The 26175-nt window shown below is 66.1% G+C and carries 30 protein-coding genes; 12 read left to right on the forward strand and 18 right to left on the reverse strand.

The features are described from left to right. Nucleotide 1 precedes the first annotated feature (1 nt). The 6 genes from AB0J62_RS20930 (at nucleotide 2) to AB0J62_RS20955 (ending at nucleotide 4339) form a co-directional block, all read left to right on the forward strand. Nucleotides 2-733: a sulfite exporter TauE/SafE family protein gene (locus tag AB0J62_RS20930; RefSeq protein ID WP_363873247.1), complete on the forward strand. Its 732-nt coding sequence runs from the start codon at nucleotides 2-4 to the stop codon at nucleotides 731-733. A 429-nt stretch (nucleotides 734-1162) separates the two neighbouring features. Next, nucleotides 1163-1846: a hypothetical protein gene (locus AB0J62_RS20935; protein ID WP_363873250.1), complete on the forward strand. Its 684-nt coding sequence runs from the start codon at nucleotides 1163-1165 to the stop codon at nucleotides 1844-1846. 1 nt (nucleotide 1847) lies between these two features. Continuing rightward, a complete protein-coding gene (locus tag AB0J62_RS20940) occupies nucleotides 1848-2273 on the forward strand; it encodes a phage holin family protein (RefSeq protein ID WP_363873252.1) in 426 nt (141 codons plus the stop codon). Continuing rightward, nucleotides 2249-2881: a DUF3618 domain-containing protein gene (locus AB0J62_RS20945; RefSeq protein ID WP_363873255.1), complete on the forward strand. Its 633-nt coding sequence runs from the start codon at nucleotides 2249-2251 to the stop codon at nucleotides 2879-2881. The genes AB0J62_RS20940 and AB0J62_RS20945 overlap by 25 nt, the downstream gene beginning before the upstream one ends. Before the next feature lie 121 nt (nucleotides 2882-3002). Next, complete coding sequence (locus AB0J62_RS20950; protein ID WP_363873257.1) at nucleotides 3003-3674, forward strand: GAF and ANTAR domain-containing protein; 672 nt, start codon at nucleotides 3003-3005, stop codon at nucleotides 3672-3674. Between the two features lie 113 nt (nucleotides 3675-3787). Next, nucleotides 3788-4339, forward strand: a complete 552-nt coding sequence (locus AB0J62_RS20955; RefSeq protein ID WP_363873260.1) for a hypothetical protein — start codon at nucleotides 3788-3790, stop codon at nucleotides 4337-4339. Between the two features lie 63 nt (nucleotides 4340-4402). Here AB0J62_RS20955 and AB0J62_RS20960 read toward each other — a convergent pair whose 3' ends face one another. Continuing rightward, nucleotides 4403-4639, reverse strand: coding sequence for a hypothetical protein (locus AB0J62_RS20960; RefSeq protein WP_363873263.1), 237 nt, complete (start codon nucleotides 4637-4639; stop codon nucleotides 4403-4405). Between the two features lie 151 nt (nucleotides 4640-4790). Between AB0J62_RS20960 and AB0J62_RS20965 the strand changes: the two genes are divergently transcribed. The 3 genes from AB0J62_RS20965 to AB0J62_RS20975 are packed head-to-tail and all read left to right on the forward strand — an operon-like array spanning nucleotide 4791 to nucleotide 6513. After that, on the forward strand, nucleotides 4791-5165 hold the full coding sequence (locus tag AB0J62_RS20965) for a hypothetical protein (protein WP_363873266.1): 375 nt from the start codon (nucleotides 4791-4793) through the stop codon (nucleotides 5163-5165). Beyond that, entirely contained in the window at nucleotides 5162-5671 is a 510-nt protein-coding gene (locus AB0J62_RS20970; RefSeq protein ID WP_363873269.1) for a pyridoxamine 5'-phosphate oxidase family protein, read from the forward strand. Before AB0J62_RS20965 ends, AB0J62_RS20970 begins: the two co-directional genes overlap by 4 nt. Further along, nucleotides 5668-6513 carry an SDR family oxidoreductase gene (locus AB0J62_RS20975; RefSeq protein ID WP_363873272.1) on the forward strand — a complete coding sequence of 282 codons (846 nt, stop codon included), beginning with the start codon at nucleotides 5668-5670 and terminating at the stop codon, nucleotides 6511-6513. The genes AB0J62_RS20970 and AB0J62_RS20975 overlap by 4 nt, the downstream gene beginning before the upstream one ends. An 83-nt stretch (nucleotides 6514-6596) precedes the next feature. Here AB0J62_RS20975 and AB0J62_RS20980 read toward each other — a convergent pair whose 3' ends face one another. From AB0J62_RS20980 to AB0J62_RS20995, 4 genes are all read right to left on the reverse strand, one after another. Further along, nucleotides 6597-6818, reverse strand: coding sequence for a hypothetical protein (locus AB0J62_RS20980; RefSeq protein WP_363873275.1), 222 nt, complete (start codon nucleotides 6816-6818; stop codon nucleotides 6597-6599). 16 nt (nucleotides 6819-6834) lie between these two features. Further along, entirely contained in the window at nucleotides 6835-7272 is a 438-nt protein-coding gene (locus AB0J62_RS20985) for a J domain-containing protein (protein WP_363873278.1), read from the reverse strand. 669 nt (nucleotides 7273-7941) lie between these two features. Then, entirely contained in the window at nucleotides 7942-8205 is a 264-nt protein-coding gene (locus AB0J62_RS20990; RefSeq protein ID WP_363873282.1) for a hypothetical protein, read from the reverse strand. Between the two features lie 50 nt (nucleotides 8206-8255). Then, the gene (locus AB0J62_RS20995; RefSeq protein ID WP_363873285.1) at nucleotides 8256-8702 is read right to left on the reverse strand and encodes an Hsp20/alpha crystallin family protein; all 447 of its coding nucleotides are present in this window, start codon (nucleotides 8700-8702) and stop codon (nucleotides 8256-8258) included. 261 nt (nucleotides 8703-8963) lie between these two features. Between AB0J62_RS20995 and AB0J62_RS21000 the strand changes: the two genes are divergently transcribed. After that, the gene (locus AB0J62_RS21000) at nucleotides 8964-9704 is read left to right on the forward strand and encodes a GAF and ANTAR domain-containing protein (protein WP_363873288.1); all 741 of its coding nucleotides are present in this window, start codon (nucleotides 8964-8966) and stop codon (nucleotides 9702-9704) included. 20 nt (nucleotides 9705-9724) lie between these two features. On the opposite strand, the gene AB0J62_RS21005 is transcribed toward AB0J62_RS21000, so the two are convergent. The 5 genes from AB0J62_RS21005 to AB0J62_RS21025 form a co-directional block, all read right to left on the reverse strand. Then, nucleotides 9725-10657 carry a manganese catalase family protein gene (locus AB0J62_RS21005; RefSeq protein ID WP_363873291.1) on the reverse strand — a complete coding sequence of 311 codons (933 nt, stop codon included), beginning with the start codon at nucleotides 10655-10657 and terminating at the stop codon, nucleotides 9725-9727. Nucleotides 10658-11139: 482 nt separating this feature from the next. Next, nucleotides 11140-11979 carry an MBL fold metallo-hydrolase gene (locus tag AB0J62_RS21010; protein ID WP_363873294.1) on the reverse strand — a complete coding sequence of 280 codons (840 nt, stop codon included), beginning with the start codon at nucleotides 11977-11979 and terminating at the stop codon, nucleotides 11140-11142. 109 nt (nucleotides 11980-12088) lie between these two features. Beyond that, nucleotides 12089-12898 carry a helix-turn-helix transcriptional regulator gene (locus AB0J62_RS21015; RefSeq protein ID WP_363873297.1) on the reverse strand — a complete coding sequence of 270 codons (810 nt, stop codon included), beginning with the start codon at nucleotides 12896-12898 and terminating at the stop codon, nucleotides 12089-12091. 75 nt (nucleotides 12899-12973) lie between these two features. Next, entirely contained in the window at nucleotides 12974-13726 is a 753-nt protein-coding gene (locus AB0J62_RS21020; protein WP_363873300.1) for a class I SAM-dependent methyltransferase, read from the reverse strand. Between the two features lie 28 nt (nucleotides 13727-13754). After that, a complete protein-coding gene (locus AB0J62_RS21025; RefSeq protein WP_363873303.1) occupies nucleotides 13755-14285 on the reverse strand; it encodes a helix-turn-helix domain-containing protein in 531 nt (176 codons plus the stop codon). Between the two features lie 154 nt (nucleotides 14286-14439). On the opposite strand from AB0J62_RS21025, the gene AB0J62_RS21030 reads away from it, so the two are divergent. Beyond that, nucleotides 14440-15393 (forward strand): NADP-dependent oxidoreductase, encoded by a 954-nt coding sequence (locus AB0J62_RS21030; RefSeq protein WP_363873306.1) that lies wholly within the window; start codon nucleotides 14440-14442, stop codon nucleotides 15391-15393. A 54-nt stretch (nucleotides 15394-15447) separates the two neighbouring features. Here AB0J62_RS21030 and AB0J62_RS21035 read toward each other — a convergent pair whose 3' ends face one another. The 8 genes from AB0J62_RS21035 to AB0J62_RS21070 form a co-directional block, all read right to left on the reverse strand. Continuing rightward, complete coding sequence (locus AB0J62_RS21035; RefSeq protein ID WP_363873309.1) at nucleotides 15448-16128, reverse strand: GntR family transcriptional regulator; 681 nt, start codon at nucleotides 16126-16128, stop codon at nucleotides 15448-15450. Between the two features lie 110 nt (nucleotides 16129-16238). Further along, nucleotides 16239-16679, reverse strand: a complete 441-nt coding sequence (locus AB0J62_RS21040; protein WP_363873312.1) for an RbsD/FucU family protein — start codon at nucleotides 16677-16679, stop codon at nucleotides 16239-16241. 18 nt (nucleotides 16680-16697) lie between these two features. After that, complete coding sequence (locus AB0J62_RS21045; protein ID WP_363873315.1) at nucleotides 16698-17756, reverse strand: aldo/keto reductase; 1059 nt, start codon at nucleotides 17754-17756, stop codon at nucleotides 16698-16700. Between the two features lie 13 nt (nucleotides 17757-17769). After that, nucleotides 17770-19893, reverse strand: coding sequence for a hypothetical protein (locus tag AB0J62_RS21050; RefSeq protein ID WP_363873318.1), 2124 nt, complete (start codon nucleotides 19891-19893; stop codon nucleotides 17770-17772). After that, nucleotides 19890-20789, reverse strand: a complete 900-nt coding sequence (locus AB0J62_RS21055) for a carbohydrate ABC transporter permease (RefSeq protein WP_363873321.1) — start codon at nucleotides 20787-20789, stop codon at nucleotides 19890-19892. Before AB0J62_RS21055 ends, AB0J62_RS21050 begins: the two co-directional genes overlap by 4 nt. A gap of 25 nt (nucleotides 20790-20814) precedes the next feature. After that, nucleotides 20815-21744, reverse strand: a complete 930-nt coding sequence (locus tag AB0J62_RS21060; protein ID WP_363873324.1) for a sugar ABC transporter permease — start codon at nucleotides 21742-21744, stop codon at nucleotides 20815-20817. A 13-nt stretch (nucleotides 21745-21757) separates the two neighbouring features. Then, nucleotides 21758-23167: a sugar ABC transporter substrate-binding protein gene (locus tag AB0J62_RS21065; RefSeq protein WP_363873327.1), complete on the reverse strand. Its 1410-nt coding sequence runs from the start codon at nucleotides 23165-23167 to the stop codon at nucleotides 21758-21760. Nucleotides 23168-23255: 88 nt separating this feature from the next. Continuing rightward, a complete protein-coding gene (locus tag AB0J62_RS21070) occupies nucleotides 23256-24848 on the reverse strand; it encodes an alpha-L-fucosidase (protein ID WP_363873330.1) in 1593 nt (530 codons plus the stop codon). Between the two features lie 89 nt (nucleotides 24849-24937). Here AB0J62_RS21070 and AB0J62_RS21075 point away from each other — a divergent pair, with 89 nt between their 5' ends. Continuing rightward, the gene (locus AB0J62_RS21075; protein WP_363873333.1) at nucleotides 24938-26137 is read left to right on the forward strand and encodes a LacI family DNA-binding transcriptional regulator; all 1200 of its coding nucleotides are present in this window, start codon (nucleotides 24938-24940) and stop codon (nucleotides 26135-26137) included. Nucleotides 26138-26175 lie beyond the last annotated feature (38 nt).

Genomic DNA, 26175 nt, shown 5'->3' on the forward strand with positions numbered 1-26175 from the left:
CATGCTGACCGATTTCCTGCCGACCTTTCTCATCGCTTCTGCGGCCGCGTTCGGGCTCGCCGCGTTGTCGGCGGTCGCCGGATTCGGCGGCGGAGTCCTCTTGCTGCCGGTCTTCACGGCGCTGTTCGGCCTGCGGGTAGCGGTGCCGATGCTGACGCTGACCCAGCTGTCCAGCAACGGTTCCCGGGCCTGGCTCAATCGGCACGACCTCCGCTGGCCGCTGATCGGCTGGTTCTCCCTCGGCGCGGTGCCGTGCGCGGTCGCCGGCGGCCTCCTGCTCGCGCACGCGCCCCTCGCGCCTCTGAAACGACTGCTCGGTGTGTTCTTGATCGGCGTGGTGCTTTGGCGGCATCTCAAGCCACATCCGCGCAAACCCACGGATCCCGTCTTCGCCGCGGTCGGCGCAGCGTCCGGCCTCGGCTCGGCACTGCTCGGATCCGTCGGCCCGTTGACCGCACCGTTCTTCCTGGCGTACGGCCTCACCCGCGCTGCCTACATCGGCACCGAAGCCGCCAGCGCGCTGACGATGCACCTGACCAAGATCGCGACGTACGGCGCCGGCGACCTGCTCACCCGCCAGGTCCTGCTGTACGGCGTTGCGCTCACCCCCGCGACCCTGCTCGGCGCGTGGACCGGCAAGAGGATCGTCGGCCGCATCAGCGACCGCCTCTTCGTCCTCCTCGTCGAACTCGGCCTCCTCGCCGCCGGCATCTTCTTCCTCATCGGCCTCTGACACACGCCGAACGCGCGACGGGCCCGACCGGTAGCGGTCAAACATGTGTAACACCTGAGAGTCGGGGAACCGCACTCGGTAAGGAGCATCGGTCGCTCGAGAGGCCGATGAATCCCAGGTCCCAGCGTTCCGACCAGCAGCGCAGGGACCGCCGCACCTACGGTCACCGCCCCGCCGGACGAGTTCCAGGCGCGGGCGGTGAGCTGCTTGGTTGTGCGTTTGGCGGGCGGGTACCGGACCGCTGGTTTCGTTGGTGGTACGACAGAGTGCCATTTCGGTAAGTCCTTGTTGCGAGGCAGAGATGCTGCGCCCTTCGGCCTGAGCAGGCAACCTTCTCAGCTCTTCCTTGCCGTGCTTCTCGTACGGCGGATCGCGCACGCCTGGTCCCTCGCGACGTCAGTCAGTCAATGCTCCTGGAAGGAGCGTCACATGTCGCATACGACGAATCATCGGATGGATCCGGGGAGTCCGCCGGCAGAGGGTGTGGCCGAAGTGGCCCGCGGCGAGGCCGGGAACTTGAAGGAGACCTCGGCCGAGGCTGTCGGTCAGGTCGCGGGCACGGTCAAGGAGAAGGCGTCGGACCTGACGTCGGAGATCCGCGAGCAGACCCGGCGGTTGGCCGGTCAGACCCGGGACGAGTTGGCCGGACAGGTCAACCAGCAGAAGGAGCGCGCCACCACCGGTCTTCGCTCGGTGAGCGATGAACTGCGGGGGATGGCCGAACACGGTCAGTCGGGACTCGGGGCTCAGCTGGCACGTCACGGTGCATCCTTCACGGATCAGGCCGCGGATTTTCTGCAGCAACGCGAACCGGGGGAGTTGCTGGACGAGGTCCGCGGGTTCGCGCGGCGTAAGCCGGGCACGTTCCTGCTGGTAGCCGTCGGAGCGGGTGTCGTCGCGGGCCGCCTCACGCGCGCGCTGGCAGCAGGCAGCAGCAACACCTCGAGCACCACCGGTACGTCGGCACGCACAGCGATGCCGACCCACCCGGGGATGCCGATGAGCAATGGTTCGCCCGGCGGCGTCGGCCTGCCGGAGCAGCCGGTCGGCGGCGTGGTCGGCGGCGTTGCCGGCGACGAGTATCTCGTCCCGCCGCCAGGATCGGAGCAGTGAGATGACTGTAGGCGATCGACCACCGGGTAGCGGGATGCACCGGCTGTCGGTGGACGAGTCGGTCGGTGAGCTGGTTTCGCAGCTGACCAGCGATCTGGGCCAACTGACACGCCAGGAGCTGGCGCTGGCGAAGGCCGAGCTCCAGGTCGAGGCGAAGAAGGCGGGCAAGGGAGCGGGCATGCTCGGCGGCGCGGCCTTCGCCGGCTGGATGGCGGCTCTCTTCGTCTCTCTGACGGCGATGTGGGCCCTGGACAAGGTAATGGACCTCATCTGGGCTGCGCTGATCGTGGCGGTCGTGTGGGCCGTCGTGGCCGTCGTACTGGCGGCGAAGGGGCGCAAGGAGCTTCAGGAGGTCAACCCGAAACCCGACCAGACGGTCGAATCGCTCAAGGAGGACGCGAAATGGCTGAAGACCCAGAAGAGCTGAAACGCAGCATCGAGCAGACCCGCCGCGAGGTGGGCCGTGACGTGGACGCGTTGACGGAGAAGGTCAGTCCCGGTCGCGTCGTCGGCCGGCGGGTCGAGCGGGCCCGCGCCGGGGTCAACCGGTTGAAGGAACACGTGATGGGGTCGGAGGACTCCGTCGGCGGCTCCGTGACCGATACCGCCGGTTCGGCCCTGTCCACGGTCCAGGACGCGGGGAGCAAGGTCGGTGACGCAGTCGGATCGGCGCCGGGCGCAGCGCTGGCGCGGACACGCGGTACGCCGCTCGCCGCCGGACTGATCGCCTTCGCGGCAGGGTGGGTCGTAGCCGCTGCGGTTCCCGCGTCGACGCGGGAACGCGACCTGGCCGAGGCATCCAAGGACAAGGCGATGGAGGCTGCCGGTCCGGTGAAGGAAGAAGCCGCTCAGGTGGTTCAAGAGGTGAAGGACAACCTCCGAGAACCCGCGCAGGAGTCTGTCGGCAACGTCAAGCAGTCCGCATCCGAGGCAGCGACCGATGTGGCCGCCGAGGGGCGTTCGGCCGCTCAGCAGGTCGCGGACGGTGCGAAGGATTCGGCAGACAATGTCCGCGAGGCGGGCTCTTCGAGCTGATGCGTCAGAGCCGGAACGTCGCAGGGTCGGGTGGGCTGAACACCAGCTCACCCGACCCCGCGCCGGAGGTAACCTCGGTGCGAGTGGTGTGTTGGCGCGGTGATCGGGTACCGGCGGAACCGTGAACGAGGACCGATTGTTGGCCGTGGCGCAGCATCTGATGGAGACGCTGACGCCCGGCGACCTCGACCACACGCTCAGCCGGATCACGACTGCAGCGGTCGAGGCGCTGCCCGAAACGGACTACGCGAGTATCACGGTCCTGCACGCCGACGGCCGGCTCGAGACCGTCGCGCCGACGGACGACCTGCTGTGGGGCGTCGACGCAGCGCAGTACGAACTCCGGGAAGGTCCTTGCTACGAAGCGGCTGCGGACGCCGTTCATGTCGCATCGCCTGATCTGGCTCAGGACGACCGGTTTCCCCGGTACGCCGCCAGCGCGGTGGCCGCGGGTCTGCGAGCCCAAGCCGGCATCCGCCTCTTCGACGCTCCCAAGGCGCGCGGAGCTCTCAATCTGTACTCCGAGCACGTCGGGGCTTTCAGCGATCTGGGCGCCCTGGGCGAGCTGTTCCGGCATCAGGCCGCAACGGCGATCGACTATGCCCGCGAGATCGGGAATCTGCGCGAAGCGGTACGGACGCGGACCATGATCGGGACGGCGGTCGGCATCGTGATGGAGCGATACCAGCTGAGCGACGACCGCGCCTTCGCCTTCCTGACCAGATTGTCCCAGGACAGCAACGTGAAGCTCCGGGAGATCGCCAGACGCCTCATCGCGCTCACGCAGGGGTGACCCGAGGCCGGGTTGAACCGCAGGACTTGTGCGCGTAGCCTGCAAGCACCGCGAACACGAGGTCCAACACGTGGCTTCGCCTGGTTCGCGGATTCTTTGGTTGGAGCTCCTCGATGAGCACAACGCCCTACCGTCTGGACCATCTACGGCGTGACGGCCGATTCGTCGCGCGGTTCGCTCACCAGTTGACCGTCGCCTCCGGCGTGCCGGTCGGCTCACGCTGGAGTCCCGTGGCCGACGACCCCACGAAAATGTGGCAGATCGCCTGGTGGAACGGGCCCACGGTCGCACTGATGCGCTTCCTCGCCGCTGACTTGGCCGGCAGCGTCGTCGGCGTCGACGTCGAGAATCTGCAGTGGAATCGAACCATCACCCCGGAAGCGTTCGCCCTCGCTCTCATCGCGAACGTCCGGGCCGGTCGCCCGCCCCTGGGCTCGCACGCCAGCTGTGGACAGCTGATGGCAGCGCTCGAGCGGGTCGATCATCCTCAGCGAGGCACGTCGCGTGACCTGGAACTCGCCCGCCGGCTCGTCCGGCTCGGGGATCACCTCGAGCACGGCATGTTGGCTTTCCTCCAGCACCACGGCCTGGCCGGGCTGGGCGAAGGACCCCTGCTGCCTCACGTGGTGGATTTACGGACGAGTTCCCGCGCTGAAACCCTGTAGTAGGACCGACGAGCTTCTCGGTCAGCTTCGGGGCCAGAGGCAACGATCGGCGATGCGTGGCGGTCAGTCCGGCGGCTCGACGGGCCGTCCCTCATCGCCGGCTGTGATGTCTTCGTCCCGCGGAGTACGGCGTACGTCGTCAGCCCGCTCAGGGCCGGGAGAACGCTGCCCTTCGTCGTGCTCGACGTCGTCGAAATCCACACCGGTCTTCTCGAGCTCGCCGCTCTCCAACGCCTCGTTGAGCTCGGTGTCGCTGACCGTCTTGTGCTTGTCATCAGGATTGGGCCGGTCGAAACTCATCATCGCCTCCTGGGGTGGACGCCTACCCGGTTACCCGGCTGAGGCCCGCGCAATCGCCGGTGTTTGCCTGGGGGCGTCGGATGGGTACCGGTTCGCTGGACTCGTCGGACAGTGAGCGAGTGGTGCGCTGCTGCCTGACGGAGGTCGAGAAATGACGATGGTTGGGGGATCCGCCCAGGAACGACCTCTCGCGCCGGTCGCGGAGGTCAGGTTGGAGAGCAGCGCCGGGCTGGTGCGCATCGTGATCGACGGGTCGTTCTCCGAGGCCGCTTCGGCGATGGCGCGAGAGTTGCTGTTGGACGCTTGCGACAGGGCCACTGCCGGTGTGGTGCTGGCTCTCGAGGCGACGGTCGCTGCGGCCGATTACGACGTACTGCGCCACTTGGTGGACGTCGCTCAGCGGCGTTGCTGGGCGGCTAGTTGCCGGTTAGAGGTGACGGCAGCCGATCCCGACGTCTGTGAAGTTCTGGCCGCGGCCGGTATCTGGCCGGCAAACCAACAAGCAGAAGGTGACGAAGGCGCATGACTGAAGGCAACGACTCGGCAGCGACTGTCGCGGAACTGGTTGATCGCGCGAGGATCTGTATGTTGACGACGATGACGCCGGACGGTCAGCACGTCGCTCGCCCGATGGCTGTTCAGGAGGTCGAGTTCGACGGTGACCTCTGGTTCTTCGCGTACGCCGAATCGGAGAAGGTCGGCGAGATCGGGGCGAATCCACAGGTCAACGTGTCCTTCTCGAACCCGAAGCAGAGCGAGTGGACCTCGATAGCAGGTACCGCCGAGATCGTGATCGACCCGGCGAAGGCCGAGGAACTGTGGTCCGCGCCGTTGCGGGCCTGGTTTCCCGACGGGCCGAAGTCGCCCGGCCTCGTCCTGCTCAAGGTGCATGCCGACACCGCGGAGTACTGGTCCGGCCCGAGCAGCAAGGTCGTCAGACTGCTCGGTGCGGCCCGCGCGGCGATCGCCCGCGATCCGGACAAGTTCCCGGCCGACAACGAGACCGTCAACCTCTCGGGAAACCCGTCATGAGCCAGCAGACCGTCCGTACCGTGGCGATCACGGGCGCCGGGAGCGGCATCGGTGCGGCGACAGTCGTCCGGTTGGACAAGGCCGACTGGCGGGTGTTCGCGGGGGTGCACGGTACGCACGACGCGGAGATCCTCGATCGGCAGACCTCGGAGCGGGTGACGGTAGCTCCACTCGACGTGACGAGTCCGGAGTCGATCAAGGAGTTCGGCGGTCTCGTCGATCTGGAGTTGGGTTCCGGAGGCCTGCATGGCTTGGTCGACAACGCCGGCAAGGGCGTGGCCGGACCGCTGGAGACGCTGCCGATCGAGAGCCTGCGTGAGCAGTTCGAAGTCAACGTCGTCGGTCAGGTCGCGGTGACACAACGATTCCTGCCGATGCTGCGCCGTGCTGAGAAACCGCGCATCGTGTTCGTGGGGTCAGTCGGTGGCTTGGTCGCAGTCGGCTTCGCAGGCGCCTATCACGCGTCGAAGTACGCGATGGAGGCGATCGCTGACGCCTGGCGGCAGGAGTTGGCGCCGGACGGCGTAGAAGTCGCATTGGTCGAGCCCGGCCCGTTGGCAACGCCGATCTGGTCGAAAGCGGCACGAGGTCTCGACGCGTTGCCGGAGAACGAGCGCTACCGGGAGCGGGTCGAGGCGTTCCGCCATCGCCTTCTGAAGATGGGCAAGCAGAACCCCGGGCCCGAACAGGCCGTCGAGCTGATCCTGCACGCCCTCACCGCGGCGCGTCCGCACACCCGATACTCCGGGGGAATCACGACGACTGTTCTGCCGAAGGTACGGCGCCTGGTCCCCGACCGCCTGTTCGACCGCGTCTCCCGCCACCTGACGGCTGACGATTAGCCCGCTCGCGCATCCCGGCGCGGCTGCAGCGACGCGCGAGCCGCGCGCATCTCTGAATGCTCTCGGGATCGTGACTCGCGTGGTCAGACCCCTGCTTGTGCGGAGACGTGTTCGTTGGCTTGGTGGGTCTCGAGTCTCGCTACGGCGATGGCCAGTGTTCGGGATGCATTGTTGATCGCCTCGGCCAGGGCGAGCGTCGCGTGTACACCTGCCATTTCGATCGAGGCGGTGTTGGGATGGCCGTCGAGGGTTGGCAGTGCGGCAGTGGCGAGGAGGTCGGCGGCCGCGTCCGCATGGAAGCTCATGGCGACTCCTCCTTTTCTACTCGGCTGGACGCGGGTTGGTAACTCGAGTGGCTTGCCGGCGCCTTATTGGTGCCCAACGAACGGGGCCCACCCGAAGGGCTGGCTCAGGACTGCGCGATGCAGTCCATGACCTATCCGTCGCCGCGTAGGCCGATTCGGCTGCGGTATCTACAGCGGGTGTCGCCTGGGTCGTGGGGCGCTTCGCGTTGTCGTAGGCCGCGCGAGCCACGGGGTCACGGAGTACGGCGTAAGCGGCCAGAATCTCCTGGAAATGTTGACTGTCAGGCAGCGGCGGCTCGCTGGTGTTGACACCTGCCTGGTCGATTTCCTGATGCTGCGCGTCGGGATGGTGGCGACGCGCCAGTGCTCGGAATGCCTGGTCGAGTTGGTGCGCGTCGGCGTCCGCGGCTACGTGGAGAACCTTGTAGAGATCGGTTTGCCCCGGCGATTTCATGACTCGTCCCTCCCGGGTTCGCCAGGTCGCTCGGCGGCGCGCTGGGTTTGACGGACCCGGTCGAGACTGATCCAGAACAACCGGTTCGAGTGTCCGATGAGGGCTTGGGCGCCGCGTCGGCCTTGCCGGAGCGCGTGGGCGGTGGTGGTGATCCAGTCTCCGCCGATCAGGACGCTCACTCGCGCCGGCAGCGGTCCGAGACGGATTCGCGCCTCTGATGCGGAGGTTTCGTCGGCCTCGCCTGCGCGGCCGACTATCCGTCTGGTCGCTGCCGAGGTCTGAGCGGCTGCCTTGGAAGCTGAGGAGAGGTCGGTGACCCGGAGCGCGTCACGGTCAGATGGTGAACTGGTCATCATTGGCTCCTCCCGGTAAGTGACTCGGGGTGGTTCGGGCCGAAGCCGAGGATGCTGGAAGGGTGAGCTGGGACGGGGCGATGTGGCGGCCTGCTGCGCAGCGCCCGTGAGTCGGGCTGCTGCGTGACCCATTGGCGTCCAAGAGGACAGGGCGTCTGTGGCTGAAGACGCACAGGGAAGATGTGGGTCGCAGGCGACCACATCGCCGGTCCCTCGCTTGCTCGTTCGCGTGTCTAGTATCTCGTGTCTGGCTGCGTCCACCTCCTTCACGTCAGAGTTCACGCTTGTGGCCGACTACGTCCGGTCGAGGATCTGGTCAGCTCGGAGGGCCGCGCTGCCTGGCCTCGGCGTCTCGCAGCGGCCGGCGCGTGATGGGACCGCCGGGTGCTGGATCCGGCGACCGCCGTGGCCGAGGTTTGGGCTCCGGTCGTCGCGGCCGGGTCGGCGGTGTCGGCGGTGACTCGTCCCAGCAGGCGGCGATCAGGTCGTCGAACTCGGCCCGCAGCATCTCCGGGTCGTCACAGACGACGTCCCAGAACGTGTCGAGCTGGTCGACTGATCCTGGAGTCATCGTTGTCATCGGCATTCACCAACTCATCGCGCGCCTCGCCAACGCAGTACGGCGGCTTGTCAGGCGTCGATCTGCTTGTGTCCTGCGTCTGTGGCGGTGATGGCGATCTTGCGCGGCTTGGCCTGTTCGGCGATCGGGATGCGGAGTGTCAGTACACCGCCGTCGTACGAGGCCTCGACCCGTTCCGGATCGAGAGTGTCGCCGAGGAGCACCTGTCGGGAGAAGACGCCGAGCGGGCGCTCGGACACCTGCATCTCGACGTCTTCGCCGACCTCCGGCGGACGCCGTTCTGCCTTCACCGTCAGGACATTGCGCTCGACGTCCAGGTCGATCGCGTCGGCCGCTACGCCTGGCAGGTCGAACGCGACGACGTACTGGTCACCGTCGCGGTAGGCGTCCATCGGCATCGGATTCGGCCGCGTCCAGGTGCCGGGACTATTGGCGCCCCCGAAGAATTGCTGGGTCAGGCGGTCCAGCTCACGGAACGGATCGGTTCGGATCAACATCTCTGTCTGCACCTCCCGTGGATCCTTGCAGGTGAACCTGTTTCGCGTTCTGTGCGGTGCTCAGCACCTACTCCCGATATAACATGTCATCGAAACGATGACAAGAGATGTCGTCAAGATTCCGTCGACAGCCAGGCGCTCGGAGGACCGGTGCCGCGACACCGAGGAAAGAGTGTTCCCGCCGCCGCCTTCAGGCGGTAGGGGGTGCAGACTGAGGATGGCGCGTGTGACTGGTTCGGTCTGCGCGGGGAGGTGCTTGTCATGGAGATGCATGAGCTCATCACCGTGGTCAACGAGGTGGCTACCTCGTTGTTGGTGCCGATCGATCTGCAGACGACGCTCGACCGGATCACCCGCAGTGCCACCGAGGCGATTCCCGGGATCGACTACGCCAGCATCTCGGTCACCAGCAAGACCGGCCGGATCGAGACCCTCGCCCCGACTCACCGCGTTGCGATCCAAGCCGATCAGCTCCAGTACGAGCTGTGCGAGGGGCCATGCTATGCGGCGGTGGCCGGCGTACCAGTGGTGCAGGTCGACGATCTGGCCTCGGATCTGCGTTGGCCGGCGTACGGTCCGAGAGCGGCCGCCTCGTTCGGGCTCGGGTCGCAGTTGGCGTTCCAGTTCCATGCCGAACCGCATGCCCGCGGCGCACTGAATCTCTATGCGACCCGCGCCCACGAGATTGATACAGATTCCCGGCAGTTGGGGATGATGTTCGCGCGGCTCGTAGCGGTGGCTCTGGGGTGGGCACGACATGACGAGACCTTGAGTGAAGCTCTGCACAGTCGTCAGCTGATCGGGCAAGCCGTCGGCATCATCATGGAGCGCTACCGGCTCGACCCCGACCGCGCGTTCGCCTTCCTCGTCCGGGTCTCCCAGACCGGCAACGTCAAGCTCCGCGAGGTGGCGGCCGGAATCATCGCCAACACCCTCGCCCCAGTCGACTGCCGGCCACACCGCCCGGGCAAACCTTCGAGGCCGGCGCATCCCCCGGCCTAGCTCGAGGCTGGCGAGTATTGCTACGTGGAAGAGCGCCGCGAGGACGTCTTCTTGGCGTTCTTCTTCGTGCTCTTCTTGGTGGCCTTGTTCGTCGCCTTCTGGGCTGCCGACCTCGCCTTCGACTTCACCGTCCCCTTCAGGTCCTGCATGGTCGAGTACGTGCCGAACAGTGTCGGGTCGGGGGCCGGGGCTGACGCAGGGCCTCCGAGGGGTTCGGGATCGGTCAGGTACTCCAATGGGTCGTCGCCTCCGGTCCAGCCACCGTTGGGACCGTCCGTGCCGTCGGAGAGTCGCCAGATGGTGTGATTGTGTTCCTGGTCCTCCTCGTCGAACAACGCATTCGGCACGATCGGGGTCTCGAGTCCGTCGGCCTCGAGTTCCTCGATCGCTTTCAGCCATTGCTTCTGGTGCACGGTGTCGCGGGCGAGGTTGAACTGCAGGGTCGCCTTGACACCCGGATCATCGGTCATGTTGTACAGCCGCGCGGTCTGCAGCCGGCCGTGGGCCTCGGCGGCGGCGTTCGCGCGGAAGTCCGCCAAGAGATTGCCGCTGGCAACGATGTAGCCGCCGTTCCACGGCACGCCCTGGGAGTTGGCCGGCAGCGCTCCACCGCCGGCGATGATGGCCTGTTGCGGGTCCATCCCGCCGATGATGGCCGCCATCACCGGATCCTGGACGGCTTCGGCTGTCATGGTCGCGGGGGCGCCTTCGAGCAGTCGCGCGACCATGGTCGCCAACATCTCGATGTGGCCGATCTCCTCGGTGGCGGTGTCCATGAGGAGATCCTTGTACTTGCCCTCGATGCGGCAGTTCCAGCCCTGGAAGAGGTACTGCATCGTCACACTCATCTCGCCGTACGCTCCTCCGATCAGCTCCTGCAACTTGCGCGCGTAGATCGGATCCGGACGCTCGGGCTTGGCTTCGAACTGCAACCGTTTGGTATGGCGGAACATGGCGACTCCCTTGTCGGCTCCCGACACCGAACCATTGCGGGTCCCGGATGGACCGGCGGTTGGCTGGTCGGCCCTCTGTACCCGGTACACGTCCGCATATGCTGACCTGCCCCGGCGAAAGTCCGGAATCCGGTTATTGGCTTGCGGGGTGTAGTGCGGACGCGGGTCCGGTGGCACACTGCGACACACCGGCGTGTTGGACAGTCAGCAGCCGTGGGTACTTCGGGGTGTCGGGAGGACCGATGACTGTCGGTGGCGTTGATACGTACTACGACTACGACGAGAAACAGTGGAAGAGTCGAAAGCTCGGCGGGGGCCCGATCCGCCGCGGACCAGTGTGCCCAGCACCGAGGACGGCTTCCAACGAGCAGCATGGCACCAGTACGTCGACCTCCGGCCCAGTCGGCCGTCCGAACAAGCCTGTAACACGCACCATCAGCGACTACGCCAAGCGCGCGGAGTGACGTACTCGGCAATGGTTGTCAGGTGTTTTTGACGGCCCGGGTGGAGTTCCAGAGGACGCCTCGGTTGAGGCGGTTGGGGTACTCCTCGAGTACTGCGTTGTAGAGGTCGAGCGCGGTGTTCGTCCGGGACTCGGCCGCGGCGAAAGCTTTGAGGTAGCGGCGGGTCTCGTCGATGTAGCGGGGGTCGTCGGAGGCGTCGGCCTGGCGGTGACCGGACACGACTGCGGTCGGGTGCAGGCCTTCGAGTGCGTCGAGGGCGGCCAGCCATTGGTCGATGCCTCCGGCAACCGACTCCGCCAGGTAGAGGTGGACTTCGTCGTACGCGACGTCACCGGCGACGACCAGGCCGATCGACGGGACGTGCAACGCGGAGGTGCCATCGGTGTCGGTGTGGCCCAGCTCGATCGCGACCAGCTGCTTGCCCTCCAGCGTGAAGGTGTCGCGTTCCAGTGGTTCAGCGACGACGAACCGGTCGGGCAACTGCCCGGGGAAGCGGTCGCGCCAGAATCCGTCCAGCCACGCCGGGCTGAGGTTCTGCTTCATCCCCTCGACGACCGCCGCCGTCGCGACCACTTTGGCATCGGGGAACCGGTCGAGAACCGGCGCAGCGCCGAACCAGTGGTCGCCGTGGCCGTGCGTGACGTAGATCGTGGTCAGGTTCTTGCCGCTCGCCGCGACCCAGCCGGCCAGATCCTCACCCTCGGCCTGAGTCATCAGCGGGTCGACCAGGACCGCGTCGCGCTCGCCGTAGATCAGCGTCGCCGCGGTCGGCGACCACATCCGCCGTACCTCACCGGGCGGGAGATCGTTGGAGACGGCCGGCTTGGAGGGTGCCACATACGTCGAATAACTCAACATCTTGAGCTCCTGAGAAGTCTGGGTGGCCCGGCGGCCACACAGACAGCGTCGATCCCCGCGTCGATGCCAGGAAGGCCGCGACTTCCTGGGTGTGCCGCACCCAGGAAGCTCAGGACGACGCGAGCTGAGCCAGCGCTTCGGCGCTCGGGCTGCCCGGTTCCGCCGTACCCACGAGCAGTTGCAGGCCGGGCGCGGCACGGACGTCGAACGTCTGGTAGGTCAGCTCGACGCGGCCGACCTCGGGGTGATGGAAGATCTTGTAAGCCCGGCTGAACCCGCGCGCGGTCTGGTCCTCCCACAGCGCGCGGAACTCCGGCGACTTCGGCAGCAGGTCAGCCACCAGCGCCGCGATCTCGGGGTCGTCCGGGTACGCCGCCGCGTTGAAGCGGACGGCGTACACCGCCCGCCGGACGACAGCTTCCCAGTCGCCGAAGATCACGCGTGCCTGTGGATGCTCGAACATCATCCGCAGGATGTTGGTCATCCCGAACGGCTCGAGCAGGCCTTGCGCGATCCGGTTCGTCGCAAGGATCTCGTACGCCGAATTCAGCACGTACGCCGCCGCGGCCGGGAACTGATCCAGGAGCTGGAGGAGCGCCGGGTGAACCTGATCGCGCGCCGACCCCAGCCGCGGCGTCGGCGCCAACCCGGCGAGCCTGAACAGGTGCCCCCGCGCGTCGGCATCCAGCCGCAACGCGTGCGCGATCCCGTTCAGCACCGCGGCGGACGGATTCCGCTCACGCCCCTGCTCGAGTCGCGTGTAGTAGTCCGCGCTCACAACCGCCAGAACGGCGACTTCCTCCCGCCGCAAACCCACAACCCGCCGATCACCACCAGCCGGCAACCCAACCGCCGCCGGCTCCACGCGAGCCCGCTGCGCCCGCAAAAACGAACCCAGCTCACCAACCGCACCACGCATGCCTGCCAGATTACGCGGCAACCGCTCCCGCTCCGGACCAACCGCAGCCGACGCTTCCGATCGCAGGGTCGCAGCTCACGCGGACTCGCAGACACAGAGTTGAAGGGCCGCGTCCCCGGCGAACGGTCCACCGGACCAGTCGCCGAAACGCTCGACGAGCCGAAGGCCGCCGAGCGAGACGAGCAGCGGCAGCTCCTGCGGGAAGATGCTCCTGATCTCGAGCGGTGCAACGACAAAGTCGCGCTCTGAGTTCGTCGAGAGGTACCACGTCCCGCGGGTAACTTGCGCGGGCGCGTCGTAGGTCTCAGCGACGTCCACGCTGACGGTGCCACGGTCAGGATCCACGAACGACAACGACTCCCGGGTGCGCCGCACGCCATCGGCTTCGGCAAGCAGGCTGACACTCGGGTTGAAGACATCGAAGACGAACCGTGCTCCAGGTGCGAGGTGTCTTCGAACCGACCGGAAGCAGCTCACCAGATCCTCAGCCTCGTGTAGATGCAGTAGGGAATTGGCTGTGATGAACACGAAGTCGAAGGTGCGGCCGAGGTCGAAGGCCTGCATGTCGCCCCGCATCCATTCCACCGCTACGCCGCGCGCGTCCGCCTTTCGCTGAGCCTCGGCCAGCATGTCTGACGAGAAGTCCAGTCCGACGCACGGATGCCCGTCGTACGCGATTGGGATCAGCTTCTGCCCGGTGCCGCACCCGAGTTCAAGTACGCGCGCGCCGTGCTGATTCGCCTCGGCCCGGTAGAAGTCGACTGCGGGCCTGCTGCCCGGGAACATAAGGTCGTACAGCCTCGCGTGCGAGTAGAACGCTCGACTCACTCAGCTCCGCCTCCTTTCCGACTCACTCTCACTTAGCCCCCTCGGTTGGCTGCAATTGGGAAGTCCGGAGTCCGTCCATGAGGAGGTTTAGTAGGCGGGTTGCCAGTGCGGAGTGGGCGGGTGGGGTGGCGACGGTGAAGATGCCGATGAGAGAGGCGGCGATGTCTTCGGCGGGGATGCCGGTGCGGAGTTGGCCGGTTGTGCGGCCGGCTTCCAGGATGTGGTCGATGGCGGCAAGTAGCTCGGTTCGGGTGTGGGCATGGGCGATCTCGCCCGATTCGACCATCGCGAGCAGGGTGTCGAGCATCCCGTTCTTGGTTGCGATCCAGTCCCCGAACAGGTCCATCCAGCGGCGCAGCGCTGCGGGCGGGTCGAGCTGGAGGAGTAGGTCGCGGGCGCCGGCGGTGAGCCGCGAGACCTGGTCCTGGTAGACCGCGTCGACCAGCGACTCGCGGGTGGGGAAGTGCCGGTACAGGGTGGCGATGCCGACCCCGGCTTCGTTGGCGATCGCGCGCATCGACGGCTCGGTCCCGGCTGAGGCGAACAAGCGGGTCGCCACGTCCAGCAGCTGTTCGCGGTTGCGGGTCGCGTCTGCTCGCGGTCTACGGCCTTCGTCGGCAGCCAAAACGGATCACGCTCCGGTTGTGCTAGGTTGGATCACTGAAACGGAGCATAATCCGTTTACGTTCCACGAGCCGCTCCGGGAGACGAGCATGAAGGAACCGAGCTACCCGACGACCACGGGCCGGGCGGTGCAGTTCGAGTCGTTCGGCGGACCAGACGCATTGAGCGTCCGCGAGGTCCCCGTGCCGCAGGCCGGCCCGGGGCAGATCCGCGTGCGGGTCACCGCGGCCGGCCTCAACCCCATGGACTGGTTCATGACCTCTGATGCAGAGACCGCCGCGCGATTCGGCTTGAGCCTGCCGTGCGGGTTCGGCACCGACTACGCCGGCGTCGTCGACCAGGTCGGTGAGGGCGTGAGCAAGTTCGTCGTCGGTGGCCGGGTGTTCGGCGGCGCGTTGTCCCGCGCGGTCGCCGACTACATCATCGTGGATGAGGTGGGGACGATCGTGGCGGGCGGCGAGGCGCACCGCACCCCTGATGGCGTCGACGACCGCACAGCCGCCACCCTGACCATCGCCGGCCGTACCGCGTCCGCGGCGCTGGCGGTCGTCAAGCCGGGCCCAGGCGACACGGTTCTCGTCGGCGGCGCGGGAGGCGGGGTAGGCGTGTTCGCCGTCCAGCTGGCGCGCCTCGCCGGCGCTCGCGTGATCGGGACAGGGTCGGCGGCCTCGGCCGATGCCCTGCGCGCCTTGGGCGCCGAGCCGGTCGCGTACGGCGATGGTCTGGTCGACCGGGTCCGTGCGCTGGCTCCAGCTGGCGTCACTGCGGCCATGGACCTGCACGGTACGGACACGGCGCAAGCAGCCCGCAAACTCGGCGTACCTGACGAGCGCATCACCACCATTGCCGCTCAGATCGACGGAATCACCTCGGCGAACGGCGCCAACGCAGCCTCGGGCGCTCTTGAGGAGATCGCCGGCCTGGTCGCGATGGGCCGGATCCGGGTTCCGATCGCGGCAACCTTCCCGGTCGAGCAGATCCGCGCCGCGGTCAACCTGCAGGCGGCTCGGCACGTGCACGGCAAGGTCGTCATCGCCCTCTAACAGCCGCCGCGATTCGGTTGCCCAAAGCAACTACGGCCTGCGCCGCGAGGCGGCTCAAGCTCGGAGCTTGGTCTCCTGGGTCTGTGCGGCCTTGAGATCGGCGAGCAGCGTGTCGCGGCAACTGTGCAGGTCGGTCAGCAGTGCGGCAACGGCCTCGTCCGGGTCGCCATTGCGGATGGCCTCCAGAATGGCGGCGTGGCGGTCGGTCAGAGCGATCAGGTCGAGACCGGCGTGGGCTCGCACCTGGGCGATGCACAGCTGTGTCTCGCCCATGACGGTCTCGTGCATCCGGCGCAGGCGCGCGCTCCCGGTGGCGGCGACCAACGCGCGGTGCAAGGCGATATCCGACTCGGTGTGCTCGGCGTGCTGATCATGCTCAGCAGCCATCCGCATCAGGAGCAGCGACCGATCCGCGTCGCCGGGCACCTCGCGGCGGTTCGCGAGCGTCATCACGGCGCGAGACTCGATCGGCTCCCTGGCGAAGTAGAGGTCACTCACATCGTCGGCAGACAGTTGAGGGACGACCGCGGTACGGCGCGGACCTCGCCGCAGGAGTCCTTCGTTCGTGAGCCGATCCAGGGCAGCCTTGGCGGTGGGCCGGGCGACGGTGAACCGGTTTGCGACCCAGATCTCCGAGAGCTTCTCGCCCGGTGCGATCTCGCTGGCAACGATCTGCTTGCGTAGCGCCGTGGTCAGCGAGTCGGTCAGCGAAGTGCTCTCGAGTTCGACGCTCACTTCCACCGCCTCCTTAAGGTTCCGCACCCGATTCGGGTCTCGATCGGTCTGTGCGCATACTAATTGATCGCTAGCCAACCTGCCTGACAGATGTGCTGATCATCGGAGGGTCACCCGCTCGTTGTCAGGTTTCGGGATCGCCGAAGCCCGATGGTCAGCAAGAGGTTCGCGTACAGACGCTCTTCGCCGGTGGCGATCACGAGACCGACGTCGGGGGAGCGGACGATGTCGTAGAAGTCGAACCGGTCGACCTGCTCCATCGGTACGTCGTCCCCGAGGCATCGGCGGTACTCCTCCTGTACGGATGCGTCCACTCCTTCGGCAGGACGCATCACGACGGCGCTCTCGAAGGTCACCGCGGTCTGGATCAGCGGGAGTACGTCGGTCACCGTGAGCAGGCCGGGTGCGACGTTGAGATGCACCAGGCGGGCCCTCGGGTTGATCATCGTGAGGTACGGGTAGTTCCCGTCCGCAAGGAGGATGCGCGAACCGTGCCCGGCGACAGCCAGAGCCTCGAGCAGTGGCGGGTGTATGAGCTCGTAGTTGAGCATGATGAATCCCTTCTCTGATCAGCGGTCGCCGTGAGCCTGGGGGGATCCGTAGCCGTTCCAGCCTGGGATCGTGCCGTCGACGTCCCAGAGGTCCAGCCACGACTCCGATCCCTCCCAGAGGAACACTTGTCCCTTGATGAGGCGGTTGTTGCGTTCGACTCCGCGCATGTCTTCGATCTCGGCCGGCGTGAGCGGATCGGACAGGACAGTAGCGATATTCGCGGCGTACTGCTCCGGCTTGACCGAGAAGGGAATGGGGATCTGACCGCGCGCAACGGCCCATTTCAGACAGATGAGGGCTGGGTGTACGCCGTGGTCGCGTGCGATGCGCTGAACAGTGGGGTGCTCCACGTCGACGAGGTCGTCCTGGCTTCGGTCGCGCTCGGGGCGTGACGGCGAGCCCAGGGGGGAGTAGCCGATTGGTTGTACGCCGTGATCCACGGCGTACCGGAACAATTCCGGTTGCTGAAAGCACGGGTGGAGCTCCATCTCGATGAGAGCGGGAGCGATTCGAGCGTCTCGGAGGATCAGCGAGAGTTTCGGGATCGTCACGTTCGAAGTGCCCAGGTGCCGCACCAAGCCCACGTCGACGAGATTCTCGAGCGCGTGCCACAGCTCCATGTACCGCTCATGTACGTATGGCCGCGCCTGCGGATCGCGCGTCCCGGCGACTGCGTGTGGCGGGTGATGGTTGGGGAACGGCCAGTGCACGAACACCGCGTCGAGGTACTCCAGGCGAAGGTGTCGCAGCGACTCGTGGACGGAGGCAACTGCATCCGCGGGGGCGTGCGCATCGTTCCAGACCTTCGACATGACGAAGAAGTCCTCTCGAGGAGCGACTTCTGCAAAGGCGTTTTCCAGTACGACGCCGATCTGCGACTCGTTGCCGTAAACGGCAGCGCAGTCGACAAGGCGATAGCCGCAACGGATTGCGCCCGCGACTGCGGTGGCGACATCGTCCGCGGAGTAGCGGTCGGAGCCGAAGGTGCCCATTCCGATCGGAGGGATAGGCGCTCCGGATGCGAGCACCCGTGAGGGCAGCAGACCTGGATCGATCTGGGTCGGCACGGACGTCATAGTGAGACTTCTCCTAGTGCTGGTTGGCAAGACGGTCCCCGAAGTCGCGTGCGAGGCGCGCATCGCGGCGTACGTCCTCGAGGTAGAAGGGATAGCCGAAGATGCGGTCGACGCGAGCCATCTGGTACGGCTGATAGTGCTGACTCCAGAAGAAGCCGAGGGCGATCCAGTGTTCGACGGCCTCGTCGAGCAGTTCGGCTGACCGTACGGCGCGTTCCGGCTCGCCGTGCTCCTCGGCGCGGGCGAGCTCCAGGGCCGCCTCGATCTTCGCCGCGTAGTACCTGCCCAGGGCCGCCGTGGCACGGAGGTCGAGGATCGCGCAGGTGGCGTGCGGTTCTCGCCATGACGGGTTGCGGTCCTGCGCCGCCGCTGCGAATTCTTCGGCCGCGCGTGATTCCTCGGTCAGGATCGCGATCACGTCGAGGGGGGTCTCGACAGACGCGTCAGTTCCGCCGAGCCGTTCGGTCTTAGCGAACTCGCGGATGCCGATCGCCCCCGCGCCGGGCATGGGAGAGCTGTCGAGGAAGTCGAGCACGGTCCGGAGCCCGTGGTCGCGAGTCAGGCAACCTTCTGGATGCCACTGGAAGTCGAGGTCCAGCCAGCACAGTCGATTGACCGCGGGGATGATCTTCGACGCGTGGCGGAGCCCTTCGTACAGAGTGGAAGCGTCGTCGCCGTAGTCGAGCCGTGCCAGGCGTTCGAAGACATCCGACGCGGTGTCGGGGTCGTAGGCGAGACGGCCCCACAGCTGGAATTGCAGCCGGTGACGCTCGAAGTCCCAGCGCCAAGCCTTGTGGCCGTGGTCGACATGCTGGAAGTCACGGGCCCAGAGATACCCGTCCGCGCCCCAGTAGAAGCCGTGGACGTAGCTCTTCGCGGCCATCCCGCGGACATACTCCCGAACGTAGTCCACGTCACCCCAGCGGTGCGTGTGGACGTCGTCGTTCCGCACGGTGAAGAGGAACTGTGTCTGCTCGAGGTCCACGCCGTCCCACGCGTGGAGCAGCTCCTCGAAGGCGGGACGAGGGTGTGAGTAGCAGTGCGCGATCGAATACTTCCAGCTGATGTAGAAGCGACTGGGATCCATCCTGGGCTTGGCCATCGCGATGATGTCGGCGGTGCTTTGCATGTTCGTGCGGTGCAGGAACTTCACCCGTCGTCCCGACCGCTCGATGCCGCGGAGGTAGGTGTCGACCACCCACTGCTCCTTCTCGCTGCCCGTGCCGCTCATCGCCTCGCTGCCGCTGGTGCCGATGCCGTCCAGTTCGGGATAGGTCACCAACAGGCGGTAGATCATCTCCTCGTAGTAGGCGGCCACCTGCGGCGCGCGTTGCCTGGCCCGGGCAGCGTCCCAACGATTGATGGTCTCGGTGCCTTCGCTGCTGTTCGCCAGGGCGGCGGGCAAGCCGAGGCCACGAGCCACGGGTTCGGGCAGGTAGATGTTCCAGGTGAACAGATAGACGTCGATGCCGCGAGCTCGGGCGTGGCCGAACAGTGCGTGGAAGAACCTCTCGTGGTCGGCGATCTCGTCGTCGGTGAAGGGATTCGCGTCCCGGAACTCGGGAGAGCTCACCATCAGATGGAACGGATGGAGCGACCACAGACTCAGACAGTTGTAGCGATTGCGGGCAAGCTCGTCGAGGTAGTCGCGCCAGAACTCCAGATCGAAGCACGTCTCGAGGTTCTGCCGGAACGGGTCGCCGTCGGAGTACGGCTCGTACGGCAGGTTGAACTTGACGCCGCGCACAGCGAGGGTCGGAGACTTCGCGATGGCGAGTCCCTCGTCCGCCCATCGCTCGGCTCGAATGAGATCGGCAACCTCGAGACAGCCGTACAGGAGGCCACGAGGATGCGCGGCTTCGATGACGACCCGGCCTCCGGCGCCGCTGACGGTGAAGGACTCGTCCGGGTACGTCGGACCGGCGTGGCCGTCGGCGCCCGCGATGAACGCATCGACCTCGTCGGACGAATTGTCCGCTCGTACGACGATCATCGGCCTGGGCGCTGGGTCGTCGCGCAGCTCTGGCCAGGGGCCGACGGCATCGAGGCGCGCTGCGTCGAGAGCCTTGCGGATCTCTGCGAGACCGAAGTCCACGAGGGGCGACCGCACCTCGCTGACCAGATAGACGGTGTTCATCGGCCCCCCAGTCCGCTCAGCCGCACGCCTTCGACGAATGTCCGCTGCGCGAGGAAGAAGACGATGAGGATCGGGAGCAGAGAGATGATCCCGACCGCCATCATTTGGTTGTACTGCGTCTCGTACTGGCCCTTGAACAGGCTGAGGCCGAGGGCGAGGGTGAAGTTGTTCTGCGTGCGCAGGTAGATCAGCGGTGTGAGGAAGTTGTTCCAGTTGCCGACGAAGCTGAAGATGGCGACGGCCGCGATGGCGGGTTTCGACATCGGCAAGAAGATCGACCAGAGCGTGCGAAGGTGACCGGCGCCGTCGATGCTGGCAGCATCGGTGATCTCCTGCGGGATCGACTTGAAGAACTGGCGCAGCAGGAAGATGAAGAAGGCGTAGCCGAACCAGGCCGGCAGGAACAGCGGCCAGTAGGTGTTCACCATGTTGAGCTTGCTGAACATGATGAACGTCGGCACCAGCGTGACCTCGGCCGGGATCGCCATGGTTGCGACCATGAGGGCAAACATCGCCGATCGTGAGCGCGCCCGCAGCCGCGCGAACGCGTACGCCGGTAGCACGCACGAGACCAGGTTCCCGATCACCGACAGGCCCGTGATGATGATCGAGTTGATCAGGAACGTGGTGAAGGGCAGCGAGGTCCAAGCGGTCGGATAGTTGTCCCACTGTGGCGTCGCGGGCAGCAGTTTGGGCGGGTAGGCGAGGACCTCCTGCGAAGTTTTGAGGGAAGTCGTCAGCATCCAGAGGAACGGGACGATGAACACCGCCGTACCGGCGATGAGCAGGATGTAGCTACTGATCTTCCGGGTTCGCTCGACGGAGGTCTGGCTGGCGCTGTGGGTCCAGCGTCGTACCGGCTCGGCCTGCTGGGCCGGCGTCGCTGTCAAGGTCATAGTGGGGCTCCGGTAGATGGTCGGATCAGGCGTCGTAGTGCACCCAGCGGCGAGCGAGCAGGAACTGCAGGGCGGTCGCAACGCCGATGAGCGCGAACATCGCCCACGACAGGGCGGCCGCGTAGCCCATGTCGAAGTACTCGAAGGCCTGGCGGTAGATGTAGAGGCCCAGCATCAGAGTCGCGTTGTTCGGTCCACCCTCGGTCATCACCAGGACCAAGGTGTAGGCCTGCAAGCTGGCGATGAGACTCGTGACGACGTTGAAGAAGATGACCGGCGACATCATCGGAACGGTGACGTTCCAGAACCGGTTCCACCATCCGGCGCCGTCGAGGAGCGCAGCTTCGTAGAGCGCGGGGGAGATGCTTTGCAGACCCGCGAGGTAGATCACGATGGTGTTGCCCGCACCCCACACCGACATGAGGATGAGACCGGGGATCGCCCAGTGCTCGGAGACCAGCCAGCCAGGTCCCTTGATGCCGAAGAGCCCGAGGAAGTGGTTGATGAGGCCGTAGTCGGGCTGCAGGATGTTGACCCACAGGATCGCTGTGGCGACACCGGCCACGACGGAAGGCAGATAGAAGACGGTGCGGAAGAACCCGAGGCCGCGGACCTTCTGGTTCAGCAGGATCGCGAGCAGGAAGCTCGTGACCACGCCCAGACAGACAGAGCCCGCGCCGAAGTAGACCGTGTTCGCGATCGACTTGTAGAACAGCGGATCTGCGAACATCTTCCGGTAGTTCGCCAGGCCGGCCCAGCTGGGCGTGGAGAGCAGTGACCAGTGGGCGAAACTGAGCAGGAGGGCGGCAACGACCGGACCGCCGCCGAACAGGATGAAGCCGAGGATCCACGGAGACGCGAAGCCGTAGAACGCTCGCGCCTCCCGACGGGCCAGCGGGCTGGTGCCTCCTGTCCGCCGTGTTGTCGTTTCGAGTGCAGGGGCAGCCTGTGCCATACCGATTCTCGTCTCAGCCCGCGACGTTCTTCTTCAGCAGCGGCTGGATAGTCCCCGCGATCTTCTTGCACGCGTCGGAGACGCTGAGGGACTTACCCATCACCTGATCCCAGATCGGAGTCACCGCATTCGTGATCTGCGGCGTCGCCGGACCGAACACGACACCCTTGCTGGTCGCATATGTGTTGAGCGCGTTGTAGATGGCGTCGGCCCCCTCCGGGGCAGCCTCCGACTTGAGATAGGCCGGCCACGCCGACTTCCTGGTCATGTTGCCCTTGCCGGTGCTGGCGAACATGAACACCTGACCCGAGGTCGAGAGGTATTCGTTGAGGTAGATCCACGCCGCGTCCTTGTTCGAGCTCTTCGAGGTGATCGAGTAGGCGCTGCCAACCGCAGCCGTGGAGTGCCCCTTCGGGCCGGCCGGCCAGTCCGCAATGCCCCACTCGAAGTTCGCTTGCTCGCGTAGCGCTGGGGCTCCCCACGAGCCATCCACCTTGATAGCGGCGCGGCCCAGGGTGAAGGCGTCGGCCTGCGACATGCCTTGCAACTCCGAGGGAGACGGGAACACGCCCTTCTGCAGGTACATGTCCATCCACCACTGCACCGCGGCGATCGAATCGGGCTGGTCCAGGAGGACCTGCGTCTCGTCGTCGCTCAGGTAGTGGCCACCGAGCGGAGACAGGCGCACCGGGTCCCAGAACGTGTCCGCGGGGGTCACCGGAAGAGACAGACCGAAGGTCTTGGACCCGCCTTGACCACTCGTCGTCGCCAGGATCGCGTTGCGCAGGTCGTCGAACTTCCACTTCGCGGTCGGCAGTTCGACGCCTGCCTTCGTGAAAATGTTCTTGTTGTAGTAGATCATCACCGGCCCGCAGTCGTACGGCACCGAATACTGCTTCCCGTCGCGCTTGTAATATCCGGTCGACACCTCGGTGAAGTCCGAGGGGTTGAAGTTCGGCTCACCGGAGATGTAGTCGTTGAGCGCAAGAAATGCGCCGGATCCGATGAAGTTCTGCGCGAAGCCGAAGCCGTTGTACATGACGTCCGGCAGGCTGCCGCCCGCAGCCTGGCTCGAGTACTTCTTCAGGTAGTCCGCCGAACTGTCGCCGGCGTTCTCGGCCACGATCTTGATGTTCGGATGACGCTTCTGGAAGAAGTAGTCGAACTGCTGCTGGCGCACGAAGTCCGCCGGCGACCACGAATGCGCGACCGTGATAGTCACCGAGGACTTCGGGTCGGCCACGGCCGACTTGCCCCAATCGAAGCTGTCGTTGAGCTTCTGGGCGTCCGCGGACGGGTAGAGCTTGGACTCGACCAACGAGGTCGTCGTCGGGCTCGATGACGAACACGCTGCGAGGGCGCTCGCCCCGGTGGCCGCGAACGCCGTTGCACCCGCCGCCCGCAAGAATGTGCGTCGGCTCAATCCTGCTGCCGCAGGGATGCTGCGTGGTGGCATCATTCCTCCTGTATAAGAATTTCGAACCACATTTCTTGACGAGCTTGGGCGGGCGTCAGCCGCCGGCAGTGCCTGGTGTGCGGAACTTGAGCTCCGGGCCGCGGACGTCGAGAAGCGCGGTGCGGCCAAGTGCGCGCACGGCATAAAGCCGGCCGGGCTCCGCGCGGAAGGGAGCGTGCACGACCGAGTCCTCATCGGCGACGAGTTCGGTGGGTGTCCACTCGTCCGGGCGTTCCATGGTGTCCATGCCGGTGATGTCCTGATACTCGGCGCCCAGCAGGACGGACTCCGACGATCCGCGCGCCAGGACCGCAACACCGACCGAGATGGTTGAGGTCGCTTCGTCCCACGACGCATCCACTGTGGAGATCCGGGTCGGTTCGGCCGCCGCTTCGACGTTGGTCAGCTTGATGACGACCGGGTTGGGCCACTTCTTGTCGTTGTACAGGCGTTGCGCATTGAGAGCCGAGACCACCAGACCGGCCTCGGTCTGCTCCCATCGCGGCGTTGCGTCCAGCTCCGGCCGGTACTCCATCAGCTGTCCGCTCTGCCCCAGGATGGAGACCTCGGTGTGCTCGGTCGCCTTGATCGAGCGGAGCTGGAACTCCCGCCGCTCACCCCATTTCCAGCGCTCACCGGTGACGATGACGTACACGGTCTTGGCGTCCTTCGACGCGGTGAACCAGAGCCCGCCTTCATTCGTGACGACCCAGGGGCGGGTGGCGTAGATCGCCTCCCCGTTGACGAACATCCACAGTCCGAGCTCCTGAAGTCGTGCCTCCTGCTCGACCGGGATGGTTCCGTCCGGCTTCGGGCCGATGTTGAGCAACAGGTTCCCGCCCTTGGCGCGGGTCTCGATCAGGATCTCGATCAAGCGGGTGCCGGACTTGTAGGTCTCGTTCGTGGGTTTGTAGGTCCACTGCGTGCCCATGGTGAGGTTGGACTCCCAGGCCCCGTCGATCGGCTGACCCGGGATGTACTGCTCGGGGGTGGGCAGCGCGCCGCGAGTGACCACCACAGCGGAGTCCGTCTTCCACGCATGGTCGCGCAGCCCTTCGGCCTCGCCGTCGAAGAAGACCAGGTCGACCGTGCCGAACTCGGTGAGCAGCTCGGTGATCTGTGCCTTCGCCAGCTCCATCAGTCCGGGGTTGGCGGCCGGTTGCACGCTTGGAATCGAACGCTGGATCGGGATGCCCTGCTCCCAGAGCCAGGCGAAGTCGTCGGGGGAGAAGTAGACGCCGGCGGCGATGCCGCGCTCCCGGAAGGCATCGAGAATCTCGGCGGTCACGTCCCGCCCGAACGGCGTATTGCCCACGTGGCGCTCGGTCGTCGCCGTGCGGAACATGCAGAAGCCGTTGTGATGCTTGGTCGTGAACACCACGTATCGCATGCCCACGAGGTCGGCGAGCTCGGCCCACTCGGTGGGGTCGAAGCGCCGCGGACGGAAGCGGCGCGGGAGCTCGTCGTAGTACCGCTGGACGAAATCCTCGGAGGCGCCGACGAGCGGATGGCTGACGTCGGAGCCGAGTTGCGTGTCGATGCTCCAGTGGATGAACAACCCCAGCCCGAGGTCGCGGAACCACTCGACACGATCAGCTGCGTTGCCGTCGGCACTGGCATGCGCCACGGGATTGGACTCGATCAGCACCAGATACTCCTCATCGAACCTGCCGGGAGTCGATTGCATATCGACTCACCAGCTAACTTGTCAGGCAAGTTAGCACGTAACGTTTCGCGGTGTCTACGATCGTGTTGGCGAAGGATTCTCACGAAGGGATCCCTGTTGCGGGTCGTCTGTCACCGCAGCGATGGCAATATCGATTTACCCTGGGTGGCGCTACGAGTGGGCGATCTGCCTGCACCGGTCCGGTGTGCTGGGTCGTCGTGGACCAGGCGAAACGTTACGATTCCCGTTCTTGGATGCGAGGAGGGGCGATGGCCACGTATAAAGACATCCAGCGCGAGACAGGGCTGTCGCTGGCGACGATCTCGAAGTACTTCAACGGCCGAACCGTGCTCGAGTCGAATCGCGTTGCGATCGAGGCTGCCGCCGCCGCGCTCGACTTCCGCCCCAATGCGATGGCCCGCGGCCTACGGTCGAGGCGATCGGGAACCATCGGCGTCGTCCTGCCGGCCCTCAACAACGATTTCCACCTGACGATCATCGCGGGAGTCGAGGCTGCCCTCAGGTCCGCCGGCATCAGCGTGATCGTGGCGGCCAGTCCGTCTGGACAAGAGGACACGGTAGGACTGCTGTTGAGCCAGATGGTGGACGGCATCATCGCCGTGCCGTCCGGACACGACATCGAAGCTCTGCGCACGGCAATGCAGCGCGTGCCGGTCGTCCTCATCGACTGGGAAGCGGACGAACTCCATACCGATGGGATCTTCCTCGACAATGCCGCCGCCGGCGCGATGGCCGCTCGCCTCCTGCTGGATCATGGGCATCGACGCATCGCGCTAGTGGCTGGGCCTCCGTCGGTCTCGACCATGCGCCTGCGAGCGTCGGGCTTCACCGAGCGCCTTGCGGAGGCCGGCGTTGCCCTGTCCCCGGAGTACGAGGCTCGCGGTCCACTGGTCGTCCGTACTGGACATGACTCGATCAGTCGTTTCCTGGCGATGCGCGACCGGCCCACCGCGATCTTCTGCGCGAACTACGAACTCACGCTGGGCGCTCTGATCGCGATCAACGAGTCGGGCCTGCGGTTAGGGCGTGACATCTCGTTGGTGGGTTTCGACGGCGCGGAGCTGGCTCAGGCCACCGTGCCGCGCCTCACCGTCATCGCACAGCCCACCCAGGACATCGCGACGGAAGCCGCCGATCTCCTGCGTCGACGGCTGGACGGCTCCGGCCCGCCGCTGCCACGATCGCCCGTTGTTCGGTTTCTCCCCGCCCAGCTTGTGCCCGGTGGTTCGGTCGAACGCGTGAACGACTGAGCGCCAGGCCGATGTACTTCGGCGGACGGCTCGCTCGC

The organism is Kribbella sp. NPDC049584 (genome assembly GCF_040675555.1).
GTDB lineage: Bacteria > Actinomycetota > Actinomycetes > Propionibacteriales > Kribbellaceae > Kribbella.